The organism is Blastococcus sp. SYSU DS0753 (assembly GCF_054051175.1).
Map to the genome: position 1 here is coordinate 1 of NZ_JBJHAT010000042.1, position 21,980 is coordinate 21,980.

Consider the following 21,980-nt stretch of genomic DNA (forward strand, 5'->3'; position numbering starts at 1 on the left):
CTCGGAGCTCGTGCCCTGCCCGCCCCTGTGGGCAGGGCACGAGCTCCGCCAGGCCCCCCACCCGGAGTCGTCCCGGACCCGCGGCGGGACGGCGTGCTCCGCGGGCGGTTGCGCCCTGCCCGCTCCGGTGGGCTGAGGCGTCCACAGGAGCGGTCGCCGTCCACAGATCGACCCGGGGCCGCTCGCCGCGGCCCGGGCGCGAGCAGGGTCGCCCGCATGGACGTGCCCACCGCGCAGCAACCCGCCGACCAGCTGGAGATCCGGCTCTCCGACCCCGGGGAGGTGGCCGCTGCGCTACCGCACCTGCTGGGCTTCCACCCGGCCGAGTCGATCGTGCTGATCGGCCTGGGCGGCCCGTCGGGCGGGCGGGTCGGGCTCACGGTCCGGGGCGACCTCCCCCCGTCGGGCGACGGCGCGGGGATCGCGCGGCTGCTGGTCGACAGCCTGCACAGCGACCGGCCCGCGGCCGCGCTGGTCGTGGTGGTCTCCGAGGCGCCCGACGACACCGGTCAGGGCGGCGCGGAGGAGGGGCCGGCCGGCGTCCTGCCGCACCGGACGCTGGTGCACGAACTCGTCCTGGCCCTGGCCGCCACCGGCATCGCCCCGCGCGACGCGCTGCTCGTCCGGCGCGGGCGCTGGTGGTCCTACGACTGCCCGCACCCCTGCTGCGCACCCTCGGCGGGGACGCCCCTGCCCGGCGGGGTCAGTGCGCTGGCGGCCGCCGCGATCAGCACCGGGCAGGTGGTGGCCCCCGACCGGGCGGCGCTGGCCGAGCGCCTCACCTCGCCGCCCGGGCCGGGTGGGGGCATGCGGGCCGCCTGTCTCCGCGCCGCCGAGGAGCGCTCGGCCCGGCTCCGGGAGGTGGGGTGGGCGGCGCTGGCCGAGGAGTCGTGGGCCGCGGTCCGGCGGGCGGTCGCGCGGTACCGGCCGGGCCCGTCCGGCGAGGGACCGCTCGGTGGTGACGAGCTGGCCGGTCTGGCCTGGGCGCTGCGCGACGTGCAGGTGCGCGACCGCGCCCTGCAGCTGGCGCTCGGCGCCGACGCCGCAGCGGCGGAGGTGCTCTGGACCGAGTGCGCCCGGCGGTTGCCCGCGCCGCTCGACGCGGCCCCGGCCACCCTGCTGGCGGTCAGCGCCTGGTTGCGCGGCGACGGGGCGATGGCCGGCATCGCCCTCGACCGGGCCCTGGACGGCGATCCCGGGTACAGCCTGGCCCATCTGCTCCGCCAGGCCCTGGATGCCTGCCTGCCGCCGGCGGGGCTGCGCGACCTGCTGGCGCGGGCTGGCACCGACGGCGGCAGCCGCCGGCCGGGGTGAGCCGTGCGCCGGTCCTCAGAGCAGCTCGGGCCGCCGCCACTGCTCGCCACGCACGTGCTCGGCCAGGAAGGCGAGCACGGTCTCATACCAGAGGCGGCTGTTCCCCGGCGTCAGCACCCAGTGGTTCTCGTCGGGGAAGTAGAGGAACTTCGAGGGGACGCCGCGCTTCTGCAGGCCGTACCAGAGCGCCAGTGCCTCACCGATCGGCACCCGGTAGTCCTTGTCGCCGTGGATGACCAGCATCGGGGTGCGGATCTGGTCCACGTAGCGGTGCGGGGAGTTCTGCTCGTACCGCCGCGGTTCGGTGAACGGGTCACCCCACTCCTTCTCCCAGTAGTACGCGGCGTCGGTGGTGCCGGTGAACTGCTCGAGGTTCCACAGGCTGGCGTGGGTGACGATCGCCCGGAACCGGTCGGTCCGGGTGGCGATCCAGTTGGCCATGTAGCCGCCGAAGGAGCCGCCCATCGCCGCCGTCCGTGCGGCGTCGACGTCGGGTCGCTGCTCCGCGGCGTCCACCGCCGCCATCAGGTCGGTGTAGGGGGTGTCGCCCCACTCGCCCCAGCCCCGGCGCACGAAGTCCTGGCCGAAGCCCTGGGACAGCGCCGGGTTGGGCAGGAGGACCGCGTAGCCCTGGGCCGCCAGCACCCACGGGCACCAGCGCCAGGACCACGAGTTCCAGCTCATCAGCGGGCCGCCGTGGATCCAGAGCACCAGCGGGGCCGGTGCCTCCGCCGAGGCCCCGTCGGGTAGCACCAGCCACGACTGCACGCGGGTGCCGTCGGCCGCGGTCGCCTCCACCTCGTGCAGGCTGCCGGGCAGCCGGTCGATCGCCGCCGGGCTCGGCAGCGGCTCCGGGTCCTGCATCGGGGCCGTCGGGTCCAGGCGGACCGGCAGCGGCGGCGAGTCGTACGCGGACCGCAGGGCGTACAGCGCGCTGCCGTCCCGGGCGACCTGCAGGTGGCTGTAGGCGCCGTCGGCGGTGAGCCGCACCGGCTCCCCGCCGTCGACGGGTACGCAGAAGATCGCGTGCCGGCCGTCCTCGTCGGCGAGGAAGTGGACGGCGGTGCCGTCGGCGGCGAACTGCGGTGCGCTCGGCCAGCGGTCGAAGTCGGGGGTCAGCTCCCGGGCGGAGCCGTCGGCGACCTCGACCAGGAGCAACGTGTAGTCCGGCGGCTCGGCGTAGGAGGACATCGCCTCCCGTACGCAGACCAGGCGGGCGCCGTCCGGCGAGAAGGCCGCGGAGTGGACGTCGGCCAGCGGGTCGTCCACCAGCACCCGCGTGTCGCCGGAGCCGGTGTCGGTGAGCACCAGCCGGGTGCGCCGGCCGGCCGGCCCGTCGGGCACCTCCTCGGCCCGGGCCAGCAGGCGGCCGTCGGGGGAGAGCGCGATGTCGTCGCCCGACCCGTTGGGCGGGGACGCGTCCGGGGTCAGGTCGCGCAGCTCCACCGGCGGGTTGCCGGCCGGCTGCTCCTCGGTCGGGAGCTGCCCGGCCCAGAACAGGTGCGGAGCCGCCGGTCCGAGGTCGTGATCCCAGTACCGCACCGGGTACGCCTCGTGCAGGATCGCCGAGACCCCGGCCTCGCTCCGGGCCTTGCGCCGCTCCTCGTCGGCATCCGGGTCGGAGCCGCCGGGCATGGTGGCGGAGACGACCACGACGTCCCCGCTGCCGGCGGCGACGACGAAGGAGCCGATGCCCCCCGGGCGTCCCAGCACCGGCCGGGCCTCGCCTCCCTCGGCGGGGAGGCGCCACAGCGACGGCTTCGGCTCGGCCGCCGGCTCCGCGCCGGGGTCGGGCCGGGCCGAGGTGAACAGCAGCGAGCCGTCCGGCGCCCAGGCGGGGGCGGATTCGCCCGGTGCGCTGCGGGTGAGCCGCCGGGCGGGCCGCGCACCCCGCGGGTCGAGCTCCCACACCGCCGACTGCCACTTCTTGCCCTCGCGGTCCAGCGTCTGCAGCGAGACCGCCAGCCGGGTCCCGTCCGGAGAGAGCGCCAGGGCGCCGATCCGCGGCAACGCGGTGAAATCGGCCAGCCGGTGGAACGGCGTGGGTGCCGGCTCGGGGGAGGTGTCTGCGGGTGCCGGAGCGGACGAGCTCACCAGGGCCTTCTCTCGCACGGCAGCGGGGGACCGCCTCACCGTAGTGAGCCGGGCAGCGCCCCGCTGTGCGTCAGCGCACGTCCCAGGCCCGGAGGAACTCCTCCGGGCCCAGCGTCGCCAGCTCCGTGTCCACCGCCCGCAGCATGTCCCCGGCCGCGAACGGGTCACCGGCCGGGAAGCGCAGCACCTCCCTGCCGTCGTCCCGTCGGGTCACCACGACGTCATGCACCGACGGCGCGGGCAGCAGGCCCCACAGGAGCCCGGAGGCGAACGCCCCGGCCACCCGCAGGCGGTGCAGCAGCGCCCCGCCGGGCCGGGGCAGCAGCCGCGCGAGGAACACCTCGGCGGCCCGGGGAGCCGTCGCCGCGTGCTCGTCCACGCCCACCTCCTGCATCCGGTCGGCTCAGAGGCGCGGCGCGGCCTCGAGCGGGGTCAGCTCCTCGTCGACGGCGCTCACGAACATGTGCTGGGCGACACCGGCGGGCAGCACGTACCCGTCCAGGCTCACCGATCCGTCGACCAGCTGGGCCGTCATCGTGACGCCCGGGCGCACCCCGTGGTCGGCCAGCGCACGCAGCAGCTCGGCGTTCTCCTGCAGCTGCTCGCTGATCCGGCGGATCACCACCGGCCGGCCCTCTGCCGAGGCGGTGGTCGACAGCAGCGTCAGGGAGTTGAGGACCGCGGAGGTCTCACCGCCCAGCGGTTCGTCGCCGCGCAGGGCCTCCAGCCCGGGGATCGGGTTGCCGAACGGCGACACGGTGGGGTTGCCGAGCAGGGACAGCAGACGGCGCTCGACCGCCTCGCTCATCACGTGCTCCCAGCGGCAGGCCTCCTCGTGGACGTCGGCGTAGTCCAGGCCGATCACGTCCACGAGCAGGCACTCCGCGAGCCGGTGCTTGCGCATGACCGCGGTGGCCAGCTGGCGGCCCTCCTCGGAGAGCTGCAGGTGCCGGTCGCCCTCGACGGTCAGGAGGCCGTCGCGCTCCATCCGGGCGACCGTCTGGCTCACCGTCGGACCGCTCTGGTGCAGGCGCTCGGCGATGCGGGCCCGGAGCGGGACGATGCCCTCTTCCTCCAGCTCGAAGATCGTCCGGAGGTACATCTCGGTCGTGTCGATGAGGTCGTTCACAGGTCTCCTCCGTGTCGGCGTCCAGTCTACGGGGCCGGAGGGCGGTCACCGGCCCCCGGCGAGCGGTCTCGCCGAGGTACCGGTCACCACGGGACCCGGTAGCGTCGGCGACCGAGCCGCCGCGCCCGGCCGGGCGCGCCGGAGGGGAGGTGCCGTGAGCGACTCGGTCGCCGTCGTCTGGGACGACGCGCTGCTCGGCTACACGATGGGAGGCGACCACCCGCTGCACCCGGTGCGGCTGGACCTGACGATGCGGTTGGCCGACGGCCTCGGCCTGCTGTCCAGCGACCGGCTGCGGGTGCTCGCACCGGAACCGGCCGGCGAGGACCTGCTCACCCTGGTCCACGACCCGCTGTACCTGGAGGCGGTGCGCCAGGCGCCGGCCGATCCCGGCGTCGGCCACGGTCTGGGCACCCCGGACAACCCGATCTTCCCGGAGATGTACGAGGCCGCGGCGCTGATCACCGGGGGCAGCGTGCTCGCCGCCCAGCAGGTGCACAGCGGCGCCGCACAGCACGCGGTGAACATCTCCGGCGGCCTGCACCACGCGATGCGGGGCGCCGCCTCGGGTTTCTGCATCTTCAACGACGCCGCCATCGCCATCGCCTGGCTGCTCGGCCAGGGGTACGAGCGGATCGCCTACGTCGACCTCGACGTCCACCACGGTGACGGGGTCCAGGCCGCGTTCTACGAGGACCCCCGGGTGCTCACCGTGAGCATCCACCAGACGCCGCTGACGCTGTTCCCGGGCACCGGTTTCCCGGAGGAGACCGGCGACCCCGGCAAGGCCCTGGGCAGCGCCGTCAACCTCGCGCTGCCCAACGGCACGGACGACTCGTCCTGGCTGCGGGCGTTCACCGCCGTCGTGCCCAGCGTGCTCAAGGCCTTCGCGCCGCAGATCATCGTGACCCAGTGCGGGTGCGACGCCCACCACGAGGACCCGCTGGCCGACCTCGCGCTCACCGTCGACGGGCAGCGCGCCAGCTACAAGGCCATGCACGAACTGGCCCACGAGATCTGCGACGGGCGCTGGGTCGCCCTCGGTGGCGGTGGGTACGGCCTGGTGCGCTGCGTGCCCCGAGCGTGGACCCACCTGATCGCCGAGGCCGGTGGCGCGACGCTGGACCCGGCCACGGAGATCCCCGAGCCGTGGCGCGAGGACGTGCTGCGCCGCGGCCTGCGCGCCCGACCGCCCACGCACATGACCGAGGGCGGGTACACCGGCTTCTCCCGGTGGGACACCTTCACCGAGTCCCGGGTCGACCGGGCGATCATGCGCACCCGTCGTGCCAGCTTCCCCTACTTCGGCCTCGACCCGGACGACCCCCGTGACTGAACAAGGACCCCTCTCCCCCCCACCGCTCGCAGGCTCGCAGCGGGCCCCTGGAGAGGGGCCGCCCGACGAGCAGCAGCAGAACCCGACGCCGCCGCCGCACTGGGAGGCCGACATCGTCGCCGCCGACGGCGGCACGGTGCACCTGCGGCCGATCTGCCCCGAGGACGCCGCCGGCCTCAACGGGCTGATGGAGCGCAGCAGCGACCAGACCCGCTACTACCGGTTCTTCGGGCCGATGAAGCGGCTGTCCGAGCGCGACCTGCATCGGTTCACCCACGTCGACCACGACAACCGGGTCGCCTTCGTCGTGCTGCTGGGCGACCAGGTCGTCGCCGTCGGCCGCTACGACCGGTACCCCGGCACCGACGACGCCGAGGTGGCCTTCCTGGTCGAGGACGCCCACCAGGGGCGGGGGCTGGGCTCGGTGCTGCTCGAGCACCTCGCCGCCGCCGGCCGGGAGCGGGGCATCAAGCGCTTCGTCGCCGAGGTGCTGGCGCAGAACAGCAAGATGGTGCGGGTCTTCCGCGACGCCGGGTACAAGGCCGAGCGCTCGTACGAGGACGGCGTCGTCCACCTGACCTTCCCCATCGAGCAGACGGAGGACGCGCTCGCGGTCGCCTACGAGCGCGAGCAGCGCAGCGAGTCGCGGTCGATCGCCCGGCTGCTGACGCCGTCCTCGGTGGCCGTGGTCGGCGCCAGCAACGACGCCGGCAAGATCGGCAACGCGGTGCTCCGGCACCTGCTGGACTACGGGTTCGCCGGGCCGGTCTACCCGGTCAACCCCGGCGCCCGGCACGTGCGCGGCGTCCCGGCGTACGCCGACATCGAGTCCATCCCCGACGACCTCGACCTGGCGATCCTGGCCGTGCCCGCCGACGAGGTCGCCGGTGTGGTGGAGGCCTGCCGCCGGAAGCGGGTCCGCGGCCTGGTCGTGATCTCCGGCGGCTTCGGGGAGGCCGGGCCGGAGGGGCGTGAGGCCGAACGCCGGCTGGTCGCCGCGGCCCGCGCATCGGGCATGCGGGTGGTCGGGCCCAACTGCCTGGGCGTGGTCAACACCGACCCGGAGGTGCGGCTCAACGCCAGCCTCGCGCCGATGGTGCCCGGCCGTGGCCGGGTCGGGTTCTTCGCCCAGTCCGGCGCGCTCGGCGTCGCGCTGCTCGAGCGGGCCCGCAGCCGGGGCATCGGGCTGTCCACCTTCGTCTCCGCCGGCAACCGCGCCGACGTCAGCGGCAACGACCTGCTGCAGTACTGGTCCACCGACCCCGGCACCGAGGTGGTGCTGCTGCACCTGGAGAGCTTCGGGAACCCCCGCAAGTTCGCCCGGCTGGCCCGCACCGTCGGGCGCACCAAGCCGGTCGTCGCGGTGAAGAGCGGCCGGCACGTCGGGGTCACCCCGGGCCTCGCGGGCACGTCGGTGGCGGTGCCCGAGCAGTCGGTGGCGGCGCTGTTCGCCTCGGCGGGGGTGATCCGCGTGGAGACCGTCGCGCAGCTGTTCGACGTCGGCACGCTGCTGGCCCACCAGCCCGTGCCCGCCGGGACCCGGGTCGCGGTCGTGGGCAACTCGACCGCCATCGGGGTGCTCGTCGCCGACGCCGTCCTCGAGGAGGGGATGGAGCTGCCGCACGACGCGCCGGTGGACATCGGGGTCGCCGGCAGCCCCGAGGAGTTCCGGGCCGCGCTGCAGGCCGCCGTCGACGACGAGGGCGTCGACGCGGTGATCGCGGTGTTCCTGCCGCCGCTGATGGCCGGGTCGGCCGAGTACGGGCCGGCGCTGCGTGAGGTCTCGGCCGGGTCGGGCAAGCCGATCGTGGCCAGCTTCCTCTCCGCCGAGGGCATCCCGCCCGAGCTCGCAGTGCTCGACGAGCACGGGATGCCCGCCCGCGGCTCGGTGCCGTCGTACAGCACGCCCGAGCGGGCGGTCATCGCGCTGGCCAAGGTGGTGGAGTACGGCCGATGGCGCCGCCGCCCGGTCGGCGAGGTGCCCGACCTGCCCGACGTCGACGAGGCCGCCGCCCGCGGCCTGGTCCGCCGCGTCCTGGCCGAGGGCGCCGGCGGGCGCGAGCTGGTCGACCACGAGCTGATCGAGCTGCTCGGGGCCTACGGCGTCCCGGTCCTCGCGACGCGGACGGTGACCACCGCGGAGGACGCCGTCGCCGCCGCGGACGAGATCGGCTACCCCGTCGTCCTGAAGTCCACAGCGCCGTGGTTGCGGCACCGGTCCGACCTCGGCGGGGTGCGCCTCGACCTCGTCGACGCCGACGCCGTCCGCGCCGGTTACGCCGCGATCCCGGCGGGCGATCCGGTGATCGTCCAGCAGATGGCCGCCCCCGGTGTCGCCACCGTGGTCGAGATCGTCGACGACCCGTCGTTCGGGGCGCTCGTCAGCTTCGGCGTCGGGGGCGTGGCCACCGACCTGCTCGGCGACCGGGCGTACCGAACGCTGCCGCTGACCGACCTGGACGCAGCCGAGCTCGTCCGCGCGCCGCGCGCCTGGCCCTTGCTCGACGGCTACCGGGGTGCGGAGCCGGTCGACGTGGAGGCGCTGGAAGACCTGCTGCTGCGGGTGGCCCGCCTCGCCGACGACCTGCCCGAGGTGCTGCACCTGCAGCTGGAGCCGGTCATCGTGGGTCCGAAGAACCCGTGGCACGGTGGCCGGTCGCTCGTGGTGGCCGGCGGCACCGCCCGCATCGGTCCGCCCACCGCCCGGGTCGACCCCGGGCCCAGGAGGATGCGCTCGCCGGTCTGAGACGCCGAGAGCCCGCCCCCGGAGTCGGGGACGGGCTCTCGTGCCCGGCAGTCACCTCGTCGAGGTGAGCCGCTCTGCGCGCAACGGCGTCCTGGCGCGGGGCCGGAGGCTCCCGGCAGGACGTCCGTGGACACGCTCAGCGCAGCCGGGGGACGGCTCGTGGCCGTGGTGTCGTCCGGAGGACGACAGTGTCATCGCTCAGGCGAGATAGTCGCGCAGGGCGTCGGCGCGCTGCGGGTCGCGCAGCTTGGCCATCGTCTCGCGCTCGATCTGGCGCACCCGCTCGCGGGAGAGACCGAACTGCTTGCCGATCTGCTCCAGCGTCCGGGGCTGGCCGCCGTCGAGGCCGAAGCGCAGCACGACGACGTCCCGCTCGCGGTCCTCCAGCGTGGAGAGCACGGTGCGCACATCGCCCTTCATCATCTGGAAGGCCACGGCATCCTCCGCGACGGCGGCGTCGGCGTCCTCGATGAAGTCACCCAGGCGGGACTCCTCGTCGGCGCCGACGGTCTGGTCGAGGCTGACCAGGTCGCGGCTGTACTCGAGCAGCTCGGTGATCCGCTCCTCGGGCAGGTCGAGCTCCAGCCCCAGCTCCTCGGCGGTGGGCTCGCGCTCCAGCTCCTGGTGCATGCGCCGGCGGGTCCGGACGACCTTGTTGACCTGCTCGGCCAGGTGGACGGGCAGCCGGATCGTGCGCCCGGAGTCGGCCATGGCGCGGGTGATCGCCTGCCGGATCCACCAGGTGGCGTAGGTGGAGAACTTGAAGCCCTTGGTGTAGTCGAACTTCTCGACGGCACGGATCAGGCCGACGTTGCCCTCCTGGATGAGGTCCAGGAACGTCATGCCGTGGCCGGTGTAGCGCTTGGCCACCGAGACGACGAGCCGGAGGTTGGCCTCCAGCAGGTGCGCCTTGGCCGCCTTGCCGTCGGTCGCCAGGATCTTGTAGTCGCGCTTGCGGGCCGGGGTGAGGCCCTCCTGCTCGGCGAGCAGGCGCTCGGCGTAGAGCCCGGCCTCGATCCGCTTGGCCAGCTCCACCTCCTGCTCCGCGGTGAGCAGAGCGGTCTTGCCGATCGTGTTGAGGTAGACGCGCACGAGGTCGGTGGAGACCAGGCCGCTGGTGTCGGGCTCCCGCCGGGGGGCGCGCACGTCCAGGGTGTCGGTGGGGGAGGACTGCAGCAGCGTCACGATGGGTCTTCGTCCTTGCCTTGGGTTCGGATGCACCTGCCGGGCGTCGTCGGGCGGCGGTGCGGTCCAGGCGTGGAGCGGGTCCACGGCTACGGGGTCACCGGCCGGTCCCGCTCTTCTCTGTCCGGTGTGGTACGCCCTGCACAACGGCCGCCACGGGGGTTCGTGTTCCGCTAACCCGCCGTTCACAGCAAACCGACAGGGAGTGTCTTCGGTCACCCCTCGGTACCCGGGGCCGCGGGGTCCCAGTCATGTCATTTGGCCCCGGGCGGTTCCGCAGGTCAGACCTCCAGGAGGAGGGTCATCGGCCCCTCGTTGACCGATGAGACCCGCATGCTGGCACCGAAGACCCCGGTGGCCACGGTCGCGCCGCGGCGGCGCAGTTCGGCCACGACCTCGTCGACGAGGGGTTCGGCGAGCTCGCCCGGGGCGGCGTCCTGCCAGGACGGGCGGCGGCCCTTGCGCGTGTCGGCGTAGAGCGTGAACTGGCTGACGACGAGGAGCGGCAGCCCGAGGTCGGACGCGGACACCGCGCCGTCAGGCCCCGGGAAGATGCGCAGCTCGTGGATCTTGCGCGCCATCGCGCGTGCCCGGTCCGCGTCGTCGTCCCGGCCCACTCCGACCAGTGACAGCAAGCCGGGGCCGATCTCGCCCACGACTCCGCCGTCCACAGTTACAGCCGCTGTACTCACCCGGCTCACCACCGCTCGCACCTCGGCATTCTCCCGCGCCCCGGCCGACGACGGGCGGGGACCTGCGGACCCGCATGGAGGGCGGGGCCGGCGCACAGCCCCGCCACAGCCGCGGCGCCGATGGTGCTGCCGGATCGGTCGCGGCACACCGACCGGGAGAAGCTGATCATGGCCACGACGACGGCCGGTGCCGACCCTGGGCGGCGCGCCGCCGTCGTCGTCACCTCCCGGCCGAGGTGAAGGGGAGCACCGAGGCGCCGTCGCCCATCTTGCCCGCGCCGACCACGGCGAGCGTGCCATCGGCCTGCAGGATCACCGCCGCGACGTCGTCCAGTGAACCGAACCCCTTCTCCCGCGCCGCCGAGTGCAGGTCCGCCTCGATCATGCGGTGCCGGCGCAGCGCGCGGTCCACCGGCTGCCCGTCGTGGAACAGCAGCGTCGGGCCGGGGTCCACCAGCCGCCTGAGGGCAGACCACCGCGCCCGCCCCGCGGCGAACAGCCACTGCAGCGCGACGAGGAGCGCGAACGTCACGAACGCCTCCGACAACGGCACCTCCGAGGCGGTGATCACCCGGCCGAACGCCGAGCCGAGCGTCACGGTGATGACGAAGTCGAACGGCGTCATCTTGGCCATGTTGCGGGGGCCGGTGCCGCGCAGCAGCAGCACCAGCCAGATGTAGCCGAGGGTGCCGACCAGGAGGATGCGCAGGATCGGGTCCCAGCCGTCCCAGAGGAACTGGGTCTGGTTCACGCGGGTGACCTCCGGAGGTGTCAGGGCGCCACTGTCGACGCCGATGACCACCTCAACGGGAGGGCCTCGATCGCGCCAGCCGGGAACGGTGGGACCGGGCGGGCAGCTCCGTCGGACGACGCCTTCGCGGCGCACCGGTCGACGACCACATCGCGCCAGGGTGTCGGCGGTAACTTCGTCCTGGTGCGCCCACCAGTGAACGCGAGTTCTGCCCCACCCGAGCGGCCGTCGCGCCTGCCTCCCGCCCCCGGTCACGTCCTCCGCGGCGTGGCCATGGGCGCCGCGGAGGTCGTGCCGGGGGTCAGCGGGGGAACGGTCGCCCTCGTCGTGGGGGTCTACGAGCGGCTCATCGACGGTGCCGGGCACGTCGTGACCGCGTTGCGGCTGGCCGTGACGGGCCAGTGGGCGCGAGCCCGGGAGCAGGTGGGCCGAGCGGAGTGGTCGACCATCGTCCCGGTGCTCGTCGGCATGCTCTTCGCCGTCCTCGCCGCCGCCCGCCTCCTGGAGCCGGTGATCACCGACCACCCCGTGGGCGCCCGCGCGGTCTTCTTCGGGATGGTGCTGTTCTCGATCATCGTGCCGGCCCGGATGGTGGGGCGCTGGTCCTCGCGCGACGCCGCCGCAGCGGTGCTGGCCGCCGTCGCGGCGTTCGTGCTCACCGGCCTGCCGCCCGCAGGTGACGTGGACCCACCCCTGGCGGTGGTCGTCGTCGCCGCGGCGGTGGCGATCTGCGCGCTGGTGCTGCCCGGGCTGTCAGGTTCCTTCCTCCTGCTGACACTGGGCCTCTACCAGCCCACCCTGGCCGCGGTGAACGACCGCGATCTCGCCTACGTGGGCGCCTTCGCCCTGGGCGCGGCGCTCGGGCTGGGGATGTTCGTGAAGGCCCTGCAGGCAGCCCTCCACCGGCACCGCGCCCTGACCCTGGCGATCATGAGCGGCCTCATGGTGGGGTGCCTGCGCGCGCTGTGGCCGTGGCAGGACGAGGAGCGGACCCTGCTGGCACCGGACGACGGCGGGCTGCCGATGTTCGCCCTCGCCATCGGCGCCGGCCTCGTGGTCACCGCCTTCGTGGCCATCCAGGCCTACGTCGAACGGCGGGCCGCGCCCGAGGGCGCGCGGCCGCACAGCCACCCCCGCTGAGGACCGTCTCGCGGGCATCCCCGAGCCGACCAGTGCCAGGCGTGCCCGTCCGCGCCGGCTGGTCGGAGGCGGCCAGGCGCCTCCGCGTCAGTCCCAGCGGAAGAGCGCAGCGGCGAGGACTACGCCTACGACCGTCGTCGCGCCCAGGCTCAGCAGATGGAGGGGGTCGACCGCGACGCCGGCCCAGGCCGAGGACAGGGCTTGCACGGCTGCTCCGAAGGGGAGCCGTTCGCCGAGGAGGGCGAGGGCGTCCGGCAGGGAGTCGCGGCCGCCGAACAGCCCCCCGAGGGCGCCGAGGGCGAAGAAGGTGACGAGTCCGATCGCGACCGCGGAGTTGGGTGTCGGCGCCGTCGCCGCGACGATCATGCCGACGGCGTACATCGCGGCCATCGCCAGCAGGAACACGCCCGTGGCAACGCCGAGACGCACCGGGAGGTTGGCGTCGAGCACGCCCACCGCGAGTGCGAGCGCGAGTGCGATGCCGATGAGTGCCTGGAACACGCCCACGGCGACCTGTGCGGCGAGCACCATGACCGGCGAAGCCGGGGTGACCGAAAGGCGCCGCAGGATCCCGGTGCGACGGTAGTAGGCCAGGAAGCTCGGCAGGTTGATGATCCCGATGGTCGCGACGACGATCGTGAACACCAGTGGCAGGACGAAGACGTCGAAGACGGTGCGCCCGTTGGTCACGACCTCGTCGCCGGCCGCCGAAGCGTTCATCACCAGGATCAGCAGCGGCACGACGATCGGCACGACGAGGCCGGAGGTGTCGCGCGCGACCATCTTGGCCTCGCAGGTGATCAGGGTCAGCCACGACGTCAGGCCCGGGCGGTGACGCCGCATCGTCGCCTCGGTGCTCATCCGTCGTCCTCCAGTTCCTTGCCGGTCAGGGCGACGAACGCGTCGTCGAGGTCGTCGGCACCTGCCCGGGTCACCAGGCCGCCGGGTGTGTCGACGGCGATGATGCGGCCGCTCTCGAGGAGGGCCACGCGGTCGCAGAGGCGTTCGATCTCCTCCATCGCGTGGCTGACCAGCAGGATGGTGACGCCTTCGTCGCGGAGGCGCTCGATCGTCCGCCACATCGCCCGCTTGGCCCGCGGGTCGAGGCCCGTCGTGAGTTCGTCCAGGATCGCGACCTGCGGGCGACCGGCGAGCGCGAGGGCGACGGACAGTCGCTGCTGCTGGCCGCCGGAGAGTTTCTCGAAGCGCGCGTCGCGGTGCTCTCGCAGCCCGACCAGTTCCAGGAGCTCCTCGGCGGGCCGGGGGCGGGGGTAGAAGGTGCGGTAGAGCGCCAGCAGTTCGGCGACCGTCAGGGCGTGGTGCAAGTGGGCCTGCTGCAGCTGGACGCCCAGGACCTGGCGCACCTGGGCCCGGTCGCGGTGCGGGTCGAGGCCGAGGAGACTCACCCGTCCGCGGTCGGGCCTGCGCAACCCGGCGATCATCTCCACCAGGGTCGTCTTGCCCGCGCCGTTGATCCCGAGGACGCCGAACACCTCACCCCGGTCGACCCGCAAGGTGACACCGCCGACGACCACTCTGTCGCCGTAGTGCTTGTGCAGGTCCTCGGCATCGATCACCGGAGCTGCAGTTCCCATGGCTGCGACGCTAGGTGCGGCCTGCGCCCGGTCGCCTGTGCCGATGGTCAGGAGCTGTGACCATGACTTCCGGCACCTGGCCGGCTCTCGAGCGGCCCCTAGGCTCCTCGTATGCGACGACTCGGACCCGAGGAGTGGTCGGGCCTCGCCATGCTCGTCGTGACCGTCGTGGTCGTCGGGCCGGTGCTGTTCGGAGTCGCCGAGACATCGATCCCCCGTGGCTGGTGGATCGTGCTGTTCGCCGGGTTCATCGTCACGCTGCTGTCCGCCGTGGCCATCGAGCGACCGGCTGCGCTCAGGTACGGGGCTCTCACCACGGCCGTCGTCCTCTCCTGGTCGGTCGTCCTGGCCGCCCCCCACGTGGGGTTGCTGCCGGTCCTCCTCGTGGTGACCGCGGCCGTGAGCGTCCACGTCGCGCCGCTGGGTGCCGGCATCCTCCTGGTCGGGCTCAACACCGCCGTTCTCGCCTACTCCACCGGTCGGGACGGTGCCTCCCCCGAGGTGCTCGTCGTCTCGGGCTTCTACCTGCTGATCCAGTTGGCCGCTGTCCTCAGCTCGGTGGCCATGATCCGCGAGCAGCGGATGCGGCGGGAGCTGACCGAGGCGCACATCGACCTGCAGGCTGCCGCCGTCCTGCTGTCGGACTCGGCGCGCACGGCCGAACGGGTGCGGATCTCCCGCGAGCTGCACGACCTGATCGGGCACCAGCTCACCATCCTCAGCCTGGAGCTGGAGGCGGCACGCCACCGGCCAGGTGAGCAGGCACGCGAGCACGTCGACCGAGCGGGCCGGGTCGCGCGGGACCTGCTGGCGGACGTCCGGAGCACCGTGGGCCGGCTGCGGACCGAGTCGCCGGATCTCGCCGAGGCGCTTCGTCAGGTGGCCCGGGACATCCCGGGGCTCGACGTCTCCGTCGCTGTCGACCGCGATGTACGCGCCGGCGAGGAGGAGACCGCCGCGTTCGTCCGTGCCGTGCAGGAGATCCTGACCAACACGATCAAGCACGCCGGTGCCCGCACCCTCCGGATCGAGGTGCGTGCCGAGGGCTCCCGAGCCGTCCTGACCGCTGTCGACGACGGACGCGGTGCGCGGGAACCGACGCCCGGCAACGGGCTGCGTGGGATCGCCGAGCGGTTCGAGGCGCTGGGCGGTGACGTGACCTTCGACGGGAGCGAGGGCTTTCGCGTCACCGCCCGGGCGCCGGTGACGTGACGCGGGTCGTGGTGGTGGACGACCAGACCCTCGTCCGCCAGGGCATCCGCACACTGCTGGAGCTCTCCGAGGTGGCGGTGGTCGGCGAGGCAGACGACGGGCAGTCGGCACTGGAGGTCATCGCGGCCACGGCGCCAGACGTCGTCCTCCTCGACCTGCGCATGCCTCGCCACGACGGCATCTGGACGCTGGAGCAGCTGCACCAGCGCGGTATCGAGATCCCTGTGCTCGTCCTGACAACCTTCGACGACGACACGCTGGTGCTCGGAGCCCTCCGAGCCGGGGCGCGGGGCTACCTGCTCAAGGACGTGACCCTGGAGCAGTTGACCGATGCGGTGCGCACCCTGGCCGAGGGTGGCACGCTCATCTCCCCATCGATCACCGATCGGCTGCTGCGGGCCGTCCGCTCCGGGGCCCCACCGGCTGACGCCGGTGCCCCGGCGGTCCAGGCGCTGACCACCCGCGAGCTGGAGGTCCTGCGGCTGATGGCCGAGGGCTGTACCAACCGGGAGATCGCGGGGGCGCTGTTCCTGGTGGAGGGCACGGTGAAGAACCACGTCTCGGCCATCCTGCTCAAGCTGGGCGCACGCGACCGGACGAATGCAGTCCTTCGTGCCCTGCACGAAGGACTGCTCACGTGATCGTCGTAACCGCAGAACGGGGCGGGGCCGAGGTGGCCGGGAGGGACAGGCGTGTGATTCGCACGGGCGTGTGCGGGCCGTGGCCGAGCGAGTTCCAGCACGGTGCCCGCCTGCGCTGCACCCGGCCGGCGCAGGAGCGTGGGGGCGCATCTCCGTAGCGGGGCTGCCGCGGACGCTCCCCGGAGGCATGGGTCGGCGCGTCTGGGTATGGCGGGCAGTCGCAGCGGTCCGGGCCTACCGGAGTACGCCGCTACCGGAACTGCGAGGGGGATGTCGTGCCGACGGACAGGGACACGGAGAGCGTGGGCAGCACGGTCGTCCGGGGAATGCGCAGCACGGTCGGGCGGGAGAGCACCACCTTCGGCTTCTCCATCCTCGCCACCGTCACCTTCGGGGTCTGCCAGGTGACGCAGGGGCCGCCCGACCTGCCGCGCATCTTCCTCTACGCGGCGGGCGCGGTCATGTCCTTCACCCTCCTCGAGGGCCTCCTCTCGGCCGGCTTCCGGCGGCCGATGCCCCAGCACCCCACCCAGACCCTGGCGCTCGGCACCAGTCTCAACATCCTGTCCGTGCTCGTCGGCCTGGGCGCCGCGGCGTTGCTGAGCGCCTTCTTCTCGCACGTCGCCGTCTGGGCGCTGGCGCCGTTCCTCGGCGGGGTGGTCTACCTGCTCACCGAGAGCCTGGAAGCAGCGTTCGCCGAGCGGCTCCTCGTCTCCTCCGGTGACGAGGACGCCCGCGAGGTCTCGGACTAGCCTCCGCCGCCGGTCCACCCGTGCAGACCGTCCCGGGAGTCGCGGGACGCCCTCTCCGGTCGCATCCTGCGCACGGCCCCGGGCTAGGGACGGCGGAACCGCGTTGCCTCGTCGCCTCGTCCGCGACATGTCACCCCGGTCACGACCCTGCCGCCGGACGACCCCGATGGAGCGGCGATCGAGACGAGCCCTTCTTCCTCCTGCCCTTCGTGCACCTCGCCGGCCTGGTCCTGGGTTTGCACCGCCACGTGCAGTCGATCATCGAGTGGCCCGATCCGCCGTGGGTCCTGATCGTCGCGGGCCTCGGGGCGCTCTGGGCCGGCGGCGAGGTGCTGCTGCGGCGCACGCACAGGGCCGCGGAGGACCTGGTCGACGAGGTCGCGCCCTGAGCCCCTAGTCCCAGGGCCAGTCCTCCTGCGCCCGCAGCACGCCCTGCATGAATCCCCACGCGGTCACCAGATCGCTGAGCAGGGCGCCGAGGTCGGCGTCCGTGGCCAGGTCGACGTGCTCGAAGGAACGAACAGCCGCCACCTCCGCCTCGGGGAAGGCCCGCTGGAGGCGCACGAGTTCCGCGACCGGTACGGCCGGGTCGTCGAGGGCGTGTGCGGCCAGCACGTCGGCCTCGACGTCGTCGGCGACGTCGACGGGGGAGAACGTCTCCACGAGGGCGTCCCCGGGCGGCGGGAGGCTCCGGGCGAGGTCGGCCACCAGCATCGGGTCGTCGGTGGTCGCCATGCGGTAGACGTGGCGCGCGGCGGCGGGCAGACCGCTCGGATCGCGCCGCTCGAGCGCGCGGCGCAGCGGCTCCCGTTGATCCTCGGGCACCAGCTGCGTCGCCGCGTCTTGGAGCACCGTGCGGACGACGGACTCGTCGGAGCCCTGCCACGGGTGCACCTCACCGTCCACGACAGAGACCCCGGTCACCGCCGCCTGGAGGACCCCGACCAGGTCGGCGTAGGCGCCGAAGGTCGCGACCAGGTCGATGCAGCCGGCCACGCGCTCGTCGGCGGCCGCGACCAGGGCGAGGGACCCGCCGTAGGAGAACCCGAGGAGCACCAGCTCATCGCCACCGCGGCAGAGCTCCGCGGCCACCTCCACCACCCGGTCGAGGTCGTCGACGTCCAGCACCCGCCCGTAGAGGCTCAGCTCGGGGACCACCACCTCCCGCCCCGCGGCGGCGAGCGACGAGGCCAGGGACACGACACGCTCGTCGTCCCGCCCGGCGGGGGCCGCACCGGGCACCACGAGGACCGGCGGCGCGACAGCAGCGGGCGAGTAGCGGTCGACGACCACGTCCCCCAACTGCTGCTCGCTGCGCTCGACCGGTGGCGCCCACGGCCGGGGGAGCGGCCCGTCGAGCGCGCTGTCGAGCACGAACACGGCCTTCGCGGTCGCGCGCACGGCCGGGTGGCACACCAGCCCCGCGACGGCGAGCACGGTCGTGACCAGCACCAGCGCCAGGGTGGCCCGGAGAGCTGGACGGCGCGGCATCTCCCGATCCTCTCGCGGTCCGCGACTCCCTGCGGAGCCCACCGGGGCGTCCCCTCGGGGTGGAGGGCACCGGGGGAGGCGCGGGTGCTGCGCGGCGGAGCCGGGCACGTGCGCTGCGGTTGCGGGTCGATGCTCGCAGAGCGGGTGCGTCCGGCTGGGCTCACTGGCCCGGGCGATCCTCGCCGGCTTCTCGACGACGCTGGCGGACGAGGGCGGCGAGGTGACCGACGACGAGGACGGCCATGCCGGCGGTCGTCCACCAGAGCTCCGCGACAGCCGCGGCTGCGCCCATGACGACGGCCGCAGCCATCAGCCACCAGCGTGCCGAGCTGTCCCACCGTGGCCACTGCATCTGCTCCAGGCTAGGGGCGGCGGCACCACGCCGTCACGGGGCCGGGCCCTGGGCGGCGTCTCGCTCCGGCGCACTGCGGTCGTGGAGGAGCGCGGTCGCCAGGAGGGCGTCCCGCTGACCCGTGGCTGGATTCGCGAGCGTGCCGACCCTCCGCATCGCCCGGGACGCCGCCGCCGACGAGCTGCTCGGCCGGGACGCCCTCGCCCTGCTGGCCGGGAGGCTGCTGGACCAGCACATGCGTCGACGAAGCAGCTGAAGAAGTCGACTGCAGTTCGCCCGCCGCGACGAGGAGGGCCGGTTCTGACCGCGGCTTCCCGCGGAGCGGCCGCGGCGCGAGAGTCCCTCGCTACCCGCGTGGCCCCCGGAAGGGCGGCAGCCGACGCGCCCGGTGACCCGTGACGGGGTGGAGTTCGCGCTCCGTGCCGTATGGGCGGGAGAGGCGCTGGCGACCTTGCGGCGGTAGCGCCGGGATCTTGGATCTGGCCGGTTCCTGGGGCGAGTCCGCGGAGCAGCCCCAGGAACCGTGATCCATGTCAGGCGACGAGCTTGGCGGTCACCTCGGCGAGGCGGCGGCCCTGGTAGCGGGCCGCGGCCAGCTCGGCCTGGTTGGCGGTCGCCGCCTGGCCGCCCGAGGCGTTGGAGACGCCGTAGGGGTTCCCGCCGGCCTCGAACAGCAGGGGGTCGGTGTAGCCGGGCGGCACGATGACCGCCCCGAAGTGGGAGAACACGTTGAACAGTGTCAGGATCGTCGACTCCTGGCCGCCGTGGACGTTCTGCGCGCTCGTGAAGGCGGTGGCGCCCTTGTTGGCCAGCTTCCCGGTGAACCAGAGCCCACCGAGGGTGTCGATGAACTGCTTCATCTGGGCTGCAGGGGTGCCGAATCGGGTCGGCGTGCCCAAGGCGTAGCCGTCGGCCCACTCGAGGTCCGCCGGCGTGGCCACCTCGACCTGATCGGCGGTGGTGTCCACGTGGGCGCGCCAGAGCGGGTTGGAGTCGATGGCCTCCTCGGGAGCCAGCTCGGGGACTCGACGCAGGCGAACCTCGGCCCCGGCTTCGCGGGCGCCGTCAGCAACAGCGGCGGCGAGCTGGTGGACGTTCCCGGTCGACGAGTAGTAGACGACAGCGATGTTGGGCACGGGTCTCCCTGTAGCGCGTTGGTTCGGACATGACGGGCAGCAGTCGGCGTATCTCATTGAATACTCAACTACTGTTGCGACGCTACCGCGCGCCGGCTCGTTATGCATGTCGGGAAGTGGCGCCCGGCGCCCAGGATGCGGACGGCGTGGTGGTGACCGGGGTAGAGCGAAGCCGGAAGTCAGCGCTCGTTCACAAAACCTGGAACGAGCTCTCTGGCAGGCACATCGTCCACCGGCGGAACCATACGGCCCGCGGTGCTCGGTGGTGATTGCCACCGGATCGCTCTACGGCACCATCTCGGGTGTGCCGACCCTCTGCATCGCCCAGGACGACGCCGCCGACGAGCTGCTGAGCCGAGACCCGCTCGCGCTGCTGATCGGGATGCTGCTGGCAGCACATGCGTCGACGAAGCAGTGACCGTTCCCGAAGTGGCTCGTGAACCGGTCGGCGGTGCCGGTGGACCGGCCGATCGTGCACCGGTCACGAGGTGGGGCATCGTGAACGGTGGGTCTTCGGCCAGAAGGTGTAGGGCAGCGGCCAGGCCAGCGCCCAGATGATGACGCCGGCGGTGAGCCCGTTGATCCAGCCGGCCAGGTGCGCCGTGCGCGCGGCATCGTCGGCGGAGAGGACGGCCAGGCCGAGCAGGCTGCAGGCGACCGCCCACCCGGCGAGCGCGCGGGCCCACAGCTTCCACTCGTGGCGAGCGCGTGCCTGCCCGTACTCCGGGGGGCGCGCGGGTGGCGGGCCGCCTGCGAAGCGGTGGGCGAAGCGCTGATCGGCCCACCGCAGGGTGAGCGGCCCGAACGCCACGGAGAAGCCGACGTAGACGGCGGCGAGCCCGTGCGCGGCGCCGGCTGTGCTGCCCGAGCGGAGGTCGAGGAAGGAGGCGATGAGCAGGACCAGGTCGAGCACCGGGGCGCCGGCCAGCAGGACCGCGCTGGTGCGGCGCAGGCGCAGGAGGTAGCGGGTGACCAGGCCGGCGCCGAGCAGGCACCAGAAGCCGACCTCGCAGGCCACGATGAGGGCGATCAGCAACCCGCTCACCTGATGGGCTCCGCTCCAGCCGCCGTCCCGGTGGCAGCAGGGCCCGCGTCGGCCGGGCGTGGCGCACGGTGCATCAGCCAGGTGCGTGGACCACCGTCGGGCAGGTCGACGACGTCGGTCACCGTGAAACCGAGGCGCTGGTAGAAGCGCACGTTGCGCGCCGCGCTGGTCTCCAGGTGCACCGGCAGCCCGTATCGATCGGCGCGGGCGAGCCCCGGTGCGAGGGCGACGGCTCCCATGCCCCGCCCCTGGTGGCTCCTGTCCACGCCGACGCTGGCCAGCAGGAGATGTGCGCCGCCGGGCCGGTGCGGGCCGAGCACGGCGTCGGCTGCGGCGGCCGTGGCCGCGCGGTCACCGGCCAGGTCGGCGACCGTCGCCCCGATCTCACGCCACACCTGGTCGGGGACGGTGGTGCCGGGCAGCCAGACGGCGACCGTCGTCAGGCGCTCGGCGGTGTAGCCGAGATCGACGTGCCCGTAGGGCAGGGCGACGGCGGTGAGGTACAGCTCCTGCAGCGCGGTCAGCCGTCGGTCGTGGTCGTCGGCGGCGACGGTCCAGCGGGTCCAGGGGTAGTCGGTGAAGGCGTCAGCGAGGAGCGCGGCCGCGGCCGGGAGGTCGCCGGCCGTGGCGGGGCGTAGGTGGAGCCTCATCAGTTCTCCGGCTGGGGGCGGGCGGACGCGAGGTGGCGGTAGGCGGCGGGAGTCCAGGCGGCGAGCACCTTGGGCCGCAGGGTGGCGCCGAGGCGGCGGTAGAAGCGCTGGGCGTCGGCGTTGTCGACCTCCATGCCCCAGCGGATGAGCAGCTGTTCGGGCGCGGCAAGAGCGGCGAGGGCGGCCATGAGATGGCGGCCGACGCCGGCGTCGCGGTGGCCGGGGCGGACGTAGAGGTCGTCGAGGTTGAGCACGTCGCCGCCGGTCCACAGGTGCAGCTGGCGAAGGGCGGAGACGTAGCCGACGGCCTGTCCGGCGCGCTCGGCGAGCAGCACGATGACATCGGGGCGGTCGAGCATCCGGCGCCACTTCTCCACATCGACGTGCACGTGTGCGCTCTGGTCCTCGTGGGCGGCGATCTCGCCGGCCATCGCGGCGACGACGGCGGCGTCGGCAGGTGCGGCCCGCCGGATCGCGACGTGTGGGGGCGCTGCGGCGGGGGCGCTGAGGTCGGCCGCGGGCGGGTGGGGCATGGTCGGCTCCTGGAGGTGGCGGGGACCGGTTGGAGGGGGACGGGCTGCGGTGGAGTGGTGGCGGGGGGGGGGGGGGGGGGGGGGGGGGGGGGGGGGGGGGGGGGGGGGGGGGGGGGGGGGGGGGGGGGGGGGGGGGGGGGGGGGGGGGGGGGGGGGGGGGGGGGGGGGGGGGGGGGGGGGGGGGGG

23 protein-coding genes are annotated in these 21,980 nt (G+C 73.9%); 9 read left to right on the plus strand and 14 right to left on the minus strand.

Annotation, left to right across the window (positions count from 1 at the left end):
* The first annotated feature begins 216 nt into the window (after window positions 1-216).
* Window positions 217-1,314, plus strand: a complete 1,098-nt coding sequence (locus ACI799_RS20625; RefSeq protein WP_456613822.1) for a DUF4192 domain-containing protein — start codon at window positions 217-219, stop codon at window positions 1,312-1,314.
* Between the two features lie 15 nt (window positions 1,315-1,329).
* Here ACI799_RS20625 and ACI799_RS20630 read toward each other — a convergent pair whose 3' ends face one another.
* The 3 genes from ACI799_RS20630 to ACI799_RS20640 all read right to left on the minus strand — a co-directional run bounded on the left by ACI799_RS20630 (window position 1,330) and on the right by ACI799_RS20640 (window position 4,537).
* Complete coding sequence (locus tag ACI799_RS20630; protein WP_456613823.1) at window positions 1,330-3,408, minus strand: S9 family peptidase; 2,079 nt, start codon at window positions 3,406-3,408, stop codon at window positions 1,330-1,332.
* 70 nt (window positions 3,409-3,478) lie between these two features.
* Window positions 3,479-3,787, minus strand: a complete 309-nt coding sequence (locus tag ACI799_RS20635; protein WP_456596400.1) for a hypothetical protein — start codon at window positions 3,785-3,787, stop codon at window positions 3,479-3,481.
* A gap of 24 nt (window positions 3,788-3,811) precedes the next feature.
* Complete coding sequence (locus ACI799_RS20640) at window positions 3,812-4,537, minus strand: metal-dependent transcriptional regulator (protein WP_456613824.1); 726 nt, start codon at window positions 4,535-4,537, stop codon at window positions 3,812-3,814.
* Window positions 4,538-4,691: 154 nt separating this feature from the next.
* On the opposite strand from ACI799_RS20640, the gene ACI799_RS20645 reads away from it, so the two are divergent.
* On the plus strand, window positions 4,692-5,873 hold the full coding sequence (locus tag ACI799_RS20645) for an acetoin utilization protein AcuC (RefSeq protein WP_456590975.1): 1,182 nt from the start codon (window positions 4,692-4,694) through the stop codon (window positions 5,871-5,873).
* Window positions 5,866-8,619 carry a bifunctional acetate--CoA ligase family protein/GNAT family N-acetyltransferase gene (locus ACI799_RS20650; RefSeq protein WP_456613825.1) on the plus strand — a complete coding sequence of 918 codons (2,754 nt, stop codon included), beginning with the start codon at window positions 5,866-5,868 and terminating at the stop codon, window positions 8,617-8,619. The genes ACI799_RS20645 and ACI799_RS20650 overlap by 8 nt, the downstream gene beginning before the upstream one ends.
* A 198-nt stretch (window positions 8,620-8,817) precedes the next feature.
* Here ACI799_RS20650 and sigB read toward each other — a convergent pair whose 3' ends face one another.
* The 3 genes from sigB to ACI799_RS20665 form a co-directional block, all read right to left on the minus strand.
* Window positions 8,818-9,804 (minus strand): RNA polymerase sigma factor SigB, encoded by a 987-nt coding sequence (gene sigB, locus ACI799_RS20655; protein WP_456596402.1) that lies wholly within the window; start codon window positions 9,802-9,804, stop codon window positions 8,818-8,820.
* 281 nt (window positions 9,805-10,085) lie between these two features.
* A complete protein-coding gene (gene dtd, locus ACI799_RS20660; RefSeq protein ID WP_456613826.1) occupies window positions 10,086-10,517 on the minus strand; it encodes a D-aminoacyl-tRNA deacylase in 432 nt (143 codons plus the stop codon).
* A 199-nt stretch (window positions 10,518-10,716) separates the two neighbouring features.
* Window positions 10,717-11,247 (minus strand): DUF421 domain-containing protein, encoded by a 531-nt coding sequence (locus ACI799_RS20665; protein WP_456613827.1) that lies wholly within the window; start codon window positions 11,245-11,247, stop codon window positions 10,717-10,719.
* Between the two features lie 273 nt (window positions 11,248-11,520).
* Here ACI799_RS20665 and ACI799_RS20670 point away from each other — a divergent pair, with 273 nt between their 5' ends.
* Window positions 11,521-12,387, plus strand: a complete 867-nt coding sequence (locus ACI799_RS20670) for a DUF368 domain-containing protein (protein ID WP_456613833.1) — start codon at window positions 11,521-11,523, stop codon at window positions 12,385-12,387.
* A gap of 87 nt (window positions 12,388-12,474) precedes the next feature.
* On the opposite strand, the gene ACI799_RS20675 is transcribed toward ACI799_RS20670, so the two are convergent.
* Together ACI799_RS20675 and ACI799_RS20680 are read right to left on the minus strand one after the other, a co-directional pair.
* Complete coding sequence (locus ACI799_RS20675; protein ID WP_456613828.1) at window positions 12,475-13,248, minus strand: ABC transporter permease; 774 nt, start codon at window positions 13,246-13,248, stop codon at window positions 12,475-12,477.
* Complete coding sequence (locus ACI799_RS20680) at window positions 13,245-13,982, minus strand: ABC transporter ATP-binding protein (RefSeq protein ID WP_456613829.1); 738 nt, start codon at window positions 13,980-13,982, stop codon at window positions 13,245-13,247. The genes ACI799_RS20675 and ACI799_RS20680 overlap by 4 nt, the downstream gene beginning before the upstream one ends.
* Before the next feature lie 111 nt (window positions 13,983-14,093).
* Here ACI799_RS20680 and ACI799_RS20685 point away from each other — a divergent pair, with 111 nt between their 5' ends.
* From ACI799_RS20685 to ACI799_RS20700, 4 genes are all read left to right on the plus strand, one after another.
* Window positions 14,094-15,194, plus strand: coding sequence for a sensor histidine kinase (locus ACI799_RS20685; RefSeq protein WP_456590968.1), 1,101 nt, complete (start codon window positions 14,094-14,096; stop codon window positions 15,192-15,194).
* Complete coding sequence (locus ACI799_RS20690) at window positions 15,191-15,835, plus strand: response regulator (protein ID WP_456590967.1); 645 nt, start codon at window positions 15,191-15,193, stop codon at window positions 15,833-15,835. The genes ACI799_RS20685 and ACI799_RS20690 overlap by 4 nt, the downstream gene beginning before the upstream one ends.
* 326 nt (window positions 15,836-16,161) lie before the next feature.
* Window positions 16,162-16,587, plus strand: coding sequence for a hypothetical protein (locus ACI799_RS20695; protein WP_456590966.1), 426 nt, complete (start codon window positions 16,162-16,164; stop codon window positions 16,585-16,587).
* A gap of 209 nt (window positions 16,588-16,796) precedes the next feature.
* Complete coding sequence (locus tag ACI799_RS20700) at window positions 16,797-16,976, plus strand: hypothetical protein (protein ID WP_456590965.1); 180 nt, start codon at window positions 16,797-16,799, stop codon at window positions 16,974-16,976.
* A gap of 4 nt (window positions 16,977-16,980) precedes the next feature.
* Here the strand turns inward: ACI799_RS20700 and ACI799_RS20705 are convergent, their stop codons facing one another.
* The 3 genes from ACI799_RS20705 to wrbA all read right to left on the minus strand — a co-directional run bounded on the left by ACI799_RS20705 (window position 16,981) and on the right by wrbA (window position 19,566).
* Complete coding sequence (locus ACI799_RS20705) at window positions 16,981-18,078, minus strand: hypothetical protein (RefSeq protein WP_456613830.1); 1,098 nt, start codon at window positions 18,076-18,078, stop codon at window positions 16,981-16,983.
* A gap of 160 nt (window positions 18,079-18,238) precedes the next feature.
* Window positions 18,239-18,430: a hypothetical protein gene (locus ACI799_RS20710; protein WP_456590963.1), complete on the minus strand. Its 192-nt coding sequence runs from the start codon at window positions 18,428-18,430 to the stop codon at window positions 18,239-18,241.
* 533 nt (window positions 18,431-18,963) lie between these two features.
* Window positions 18,964-19,566, minus strand: coding sequence for an NAD(P)H:quinone oxidoreductase (wrbA, locus tag ACI799_RS20715; protein WP_456568071.1), 603 nt, complete (start codon window positions 19,564-19,566; stop codon window positions 18,964-18,966).
* 265 nt (window positions 19,567-19,831) lie between these two features.
* Between wrbA and ACI799_RS20720 the strand changes: the two genes are divergently transcribed.
* Window positions 19,832-19,984 (plus strand): hypothetical protein, encoded by a 153-nt coding sequence (locus ACI799_RS20720; protein WP_456598554.1) that lies wholly within the window; start codon window positions 19,832-19,834, stop codon window positions 19,982-19,984.
* Between the two features lie 63 nt (window positions 19,985-20,047).
* On the opposite strand, the gene ACI799_RS20725 is transcribed toward ACI799_RS20720, so the two are convergent.
* From ACI799_RS20725 to ACI799_RS20735, 3 genes are read right to left on the minus strand one after another with little or no spacing between them, the layout of a single operon-like run.
* On the minus strand, window positions 20,048-20,611 hold the full coding sequence (locus ACI799_RS20725) for a hypothetical protein (RefSeq protein ID WP_456613831.1): 564 nt from the start codon (window positions 20,609-20,611) through the stop codon (window positions 20,048-20,050).
* Window positions 20,608-21,261 carry a GNAT family N-acetyltransferase gene (locus ACI799_RS20730; RefSeq protein ID WP_456613832.1) on the minus strand — a complete coding sequence of 218 codons (654 nt, stop codon included), beginning with the start codon at window positions 21,259-21,261 and terminating at the stop codon, window positions 20,608-20,610. Before ACI799_RS20730 ends, ACI799_RS20725 begins: the two co-directional genes overlap by 4 nt.
* Window positions 21,261-21,794 carry a GNAT family N-acetyltransferase gene (locus tag ACI799_RS20735; protein WP_456590959.1) on the minus strand — a complete coding sequence of 178 codons (534 nt, stop codon included), beginning with the start codon at window positions 21,792-21,794 and terminating at the stop codon, window positions 21,261-21,263. The genes ACI799_RS20730 and ACI799_RS20735 overlap by 1 nt, the downstream gene beginning before the upstream one ends.
* Between the last annotated feature and the right edge of the window lie 186 nt (window positions 21,795-21,980).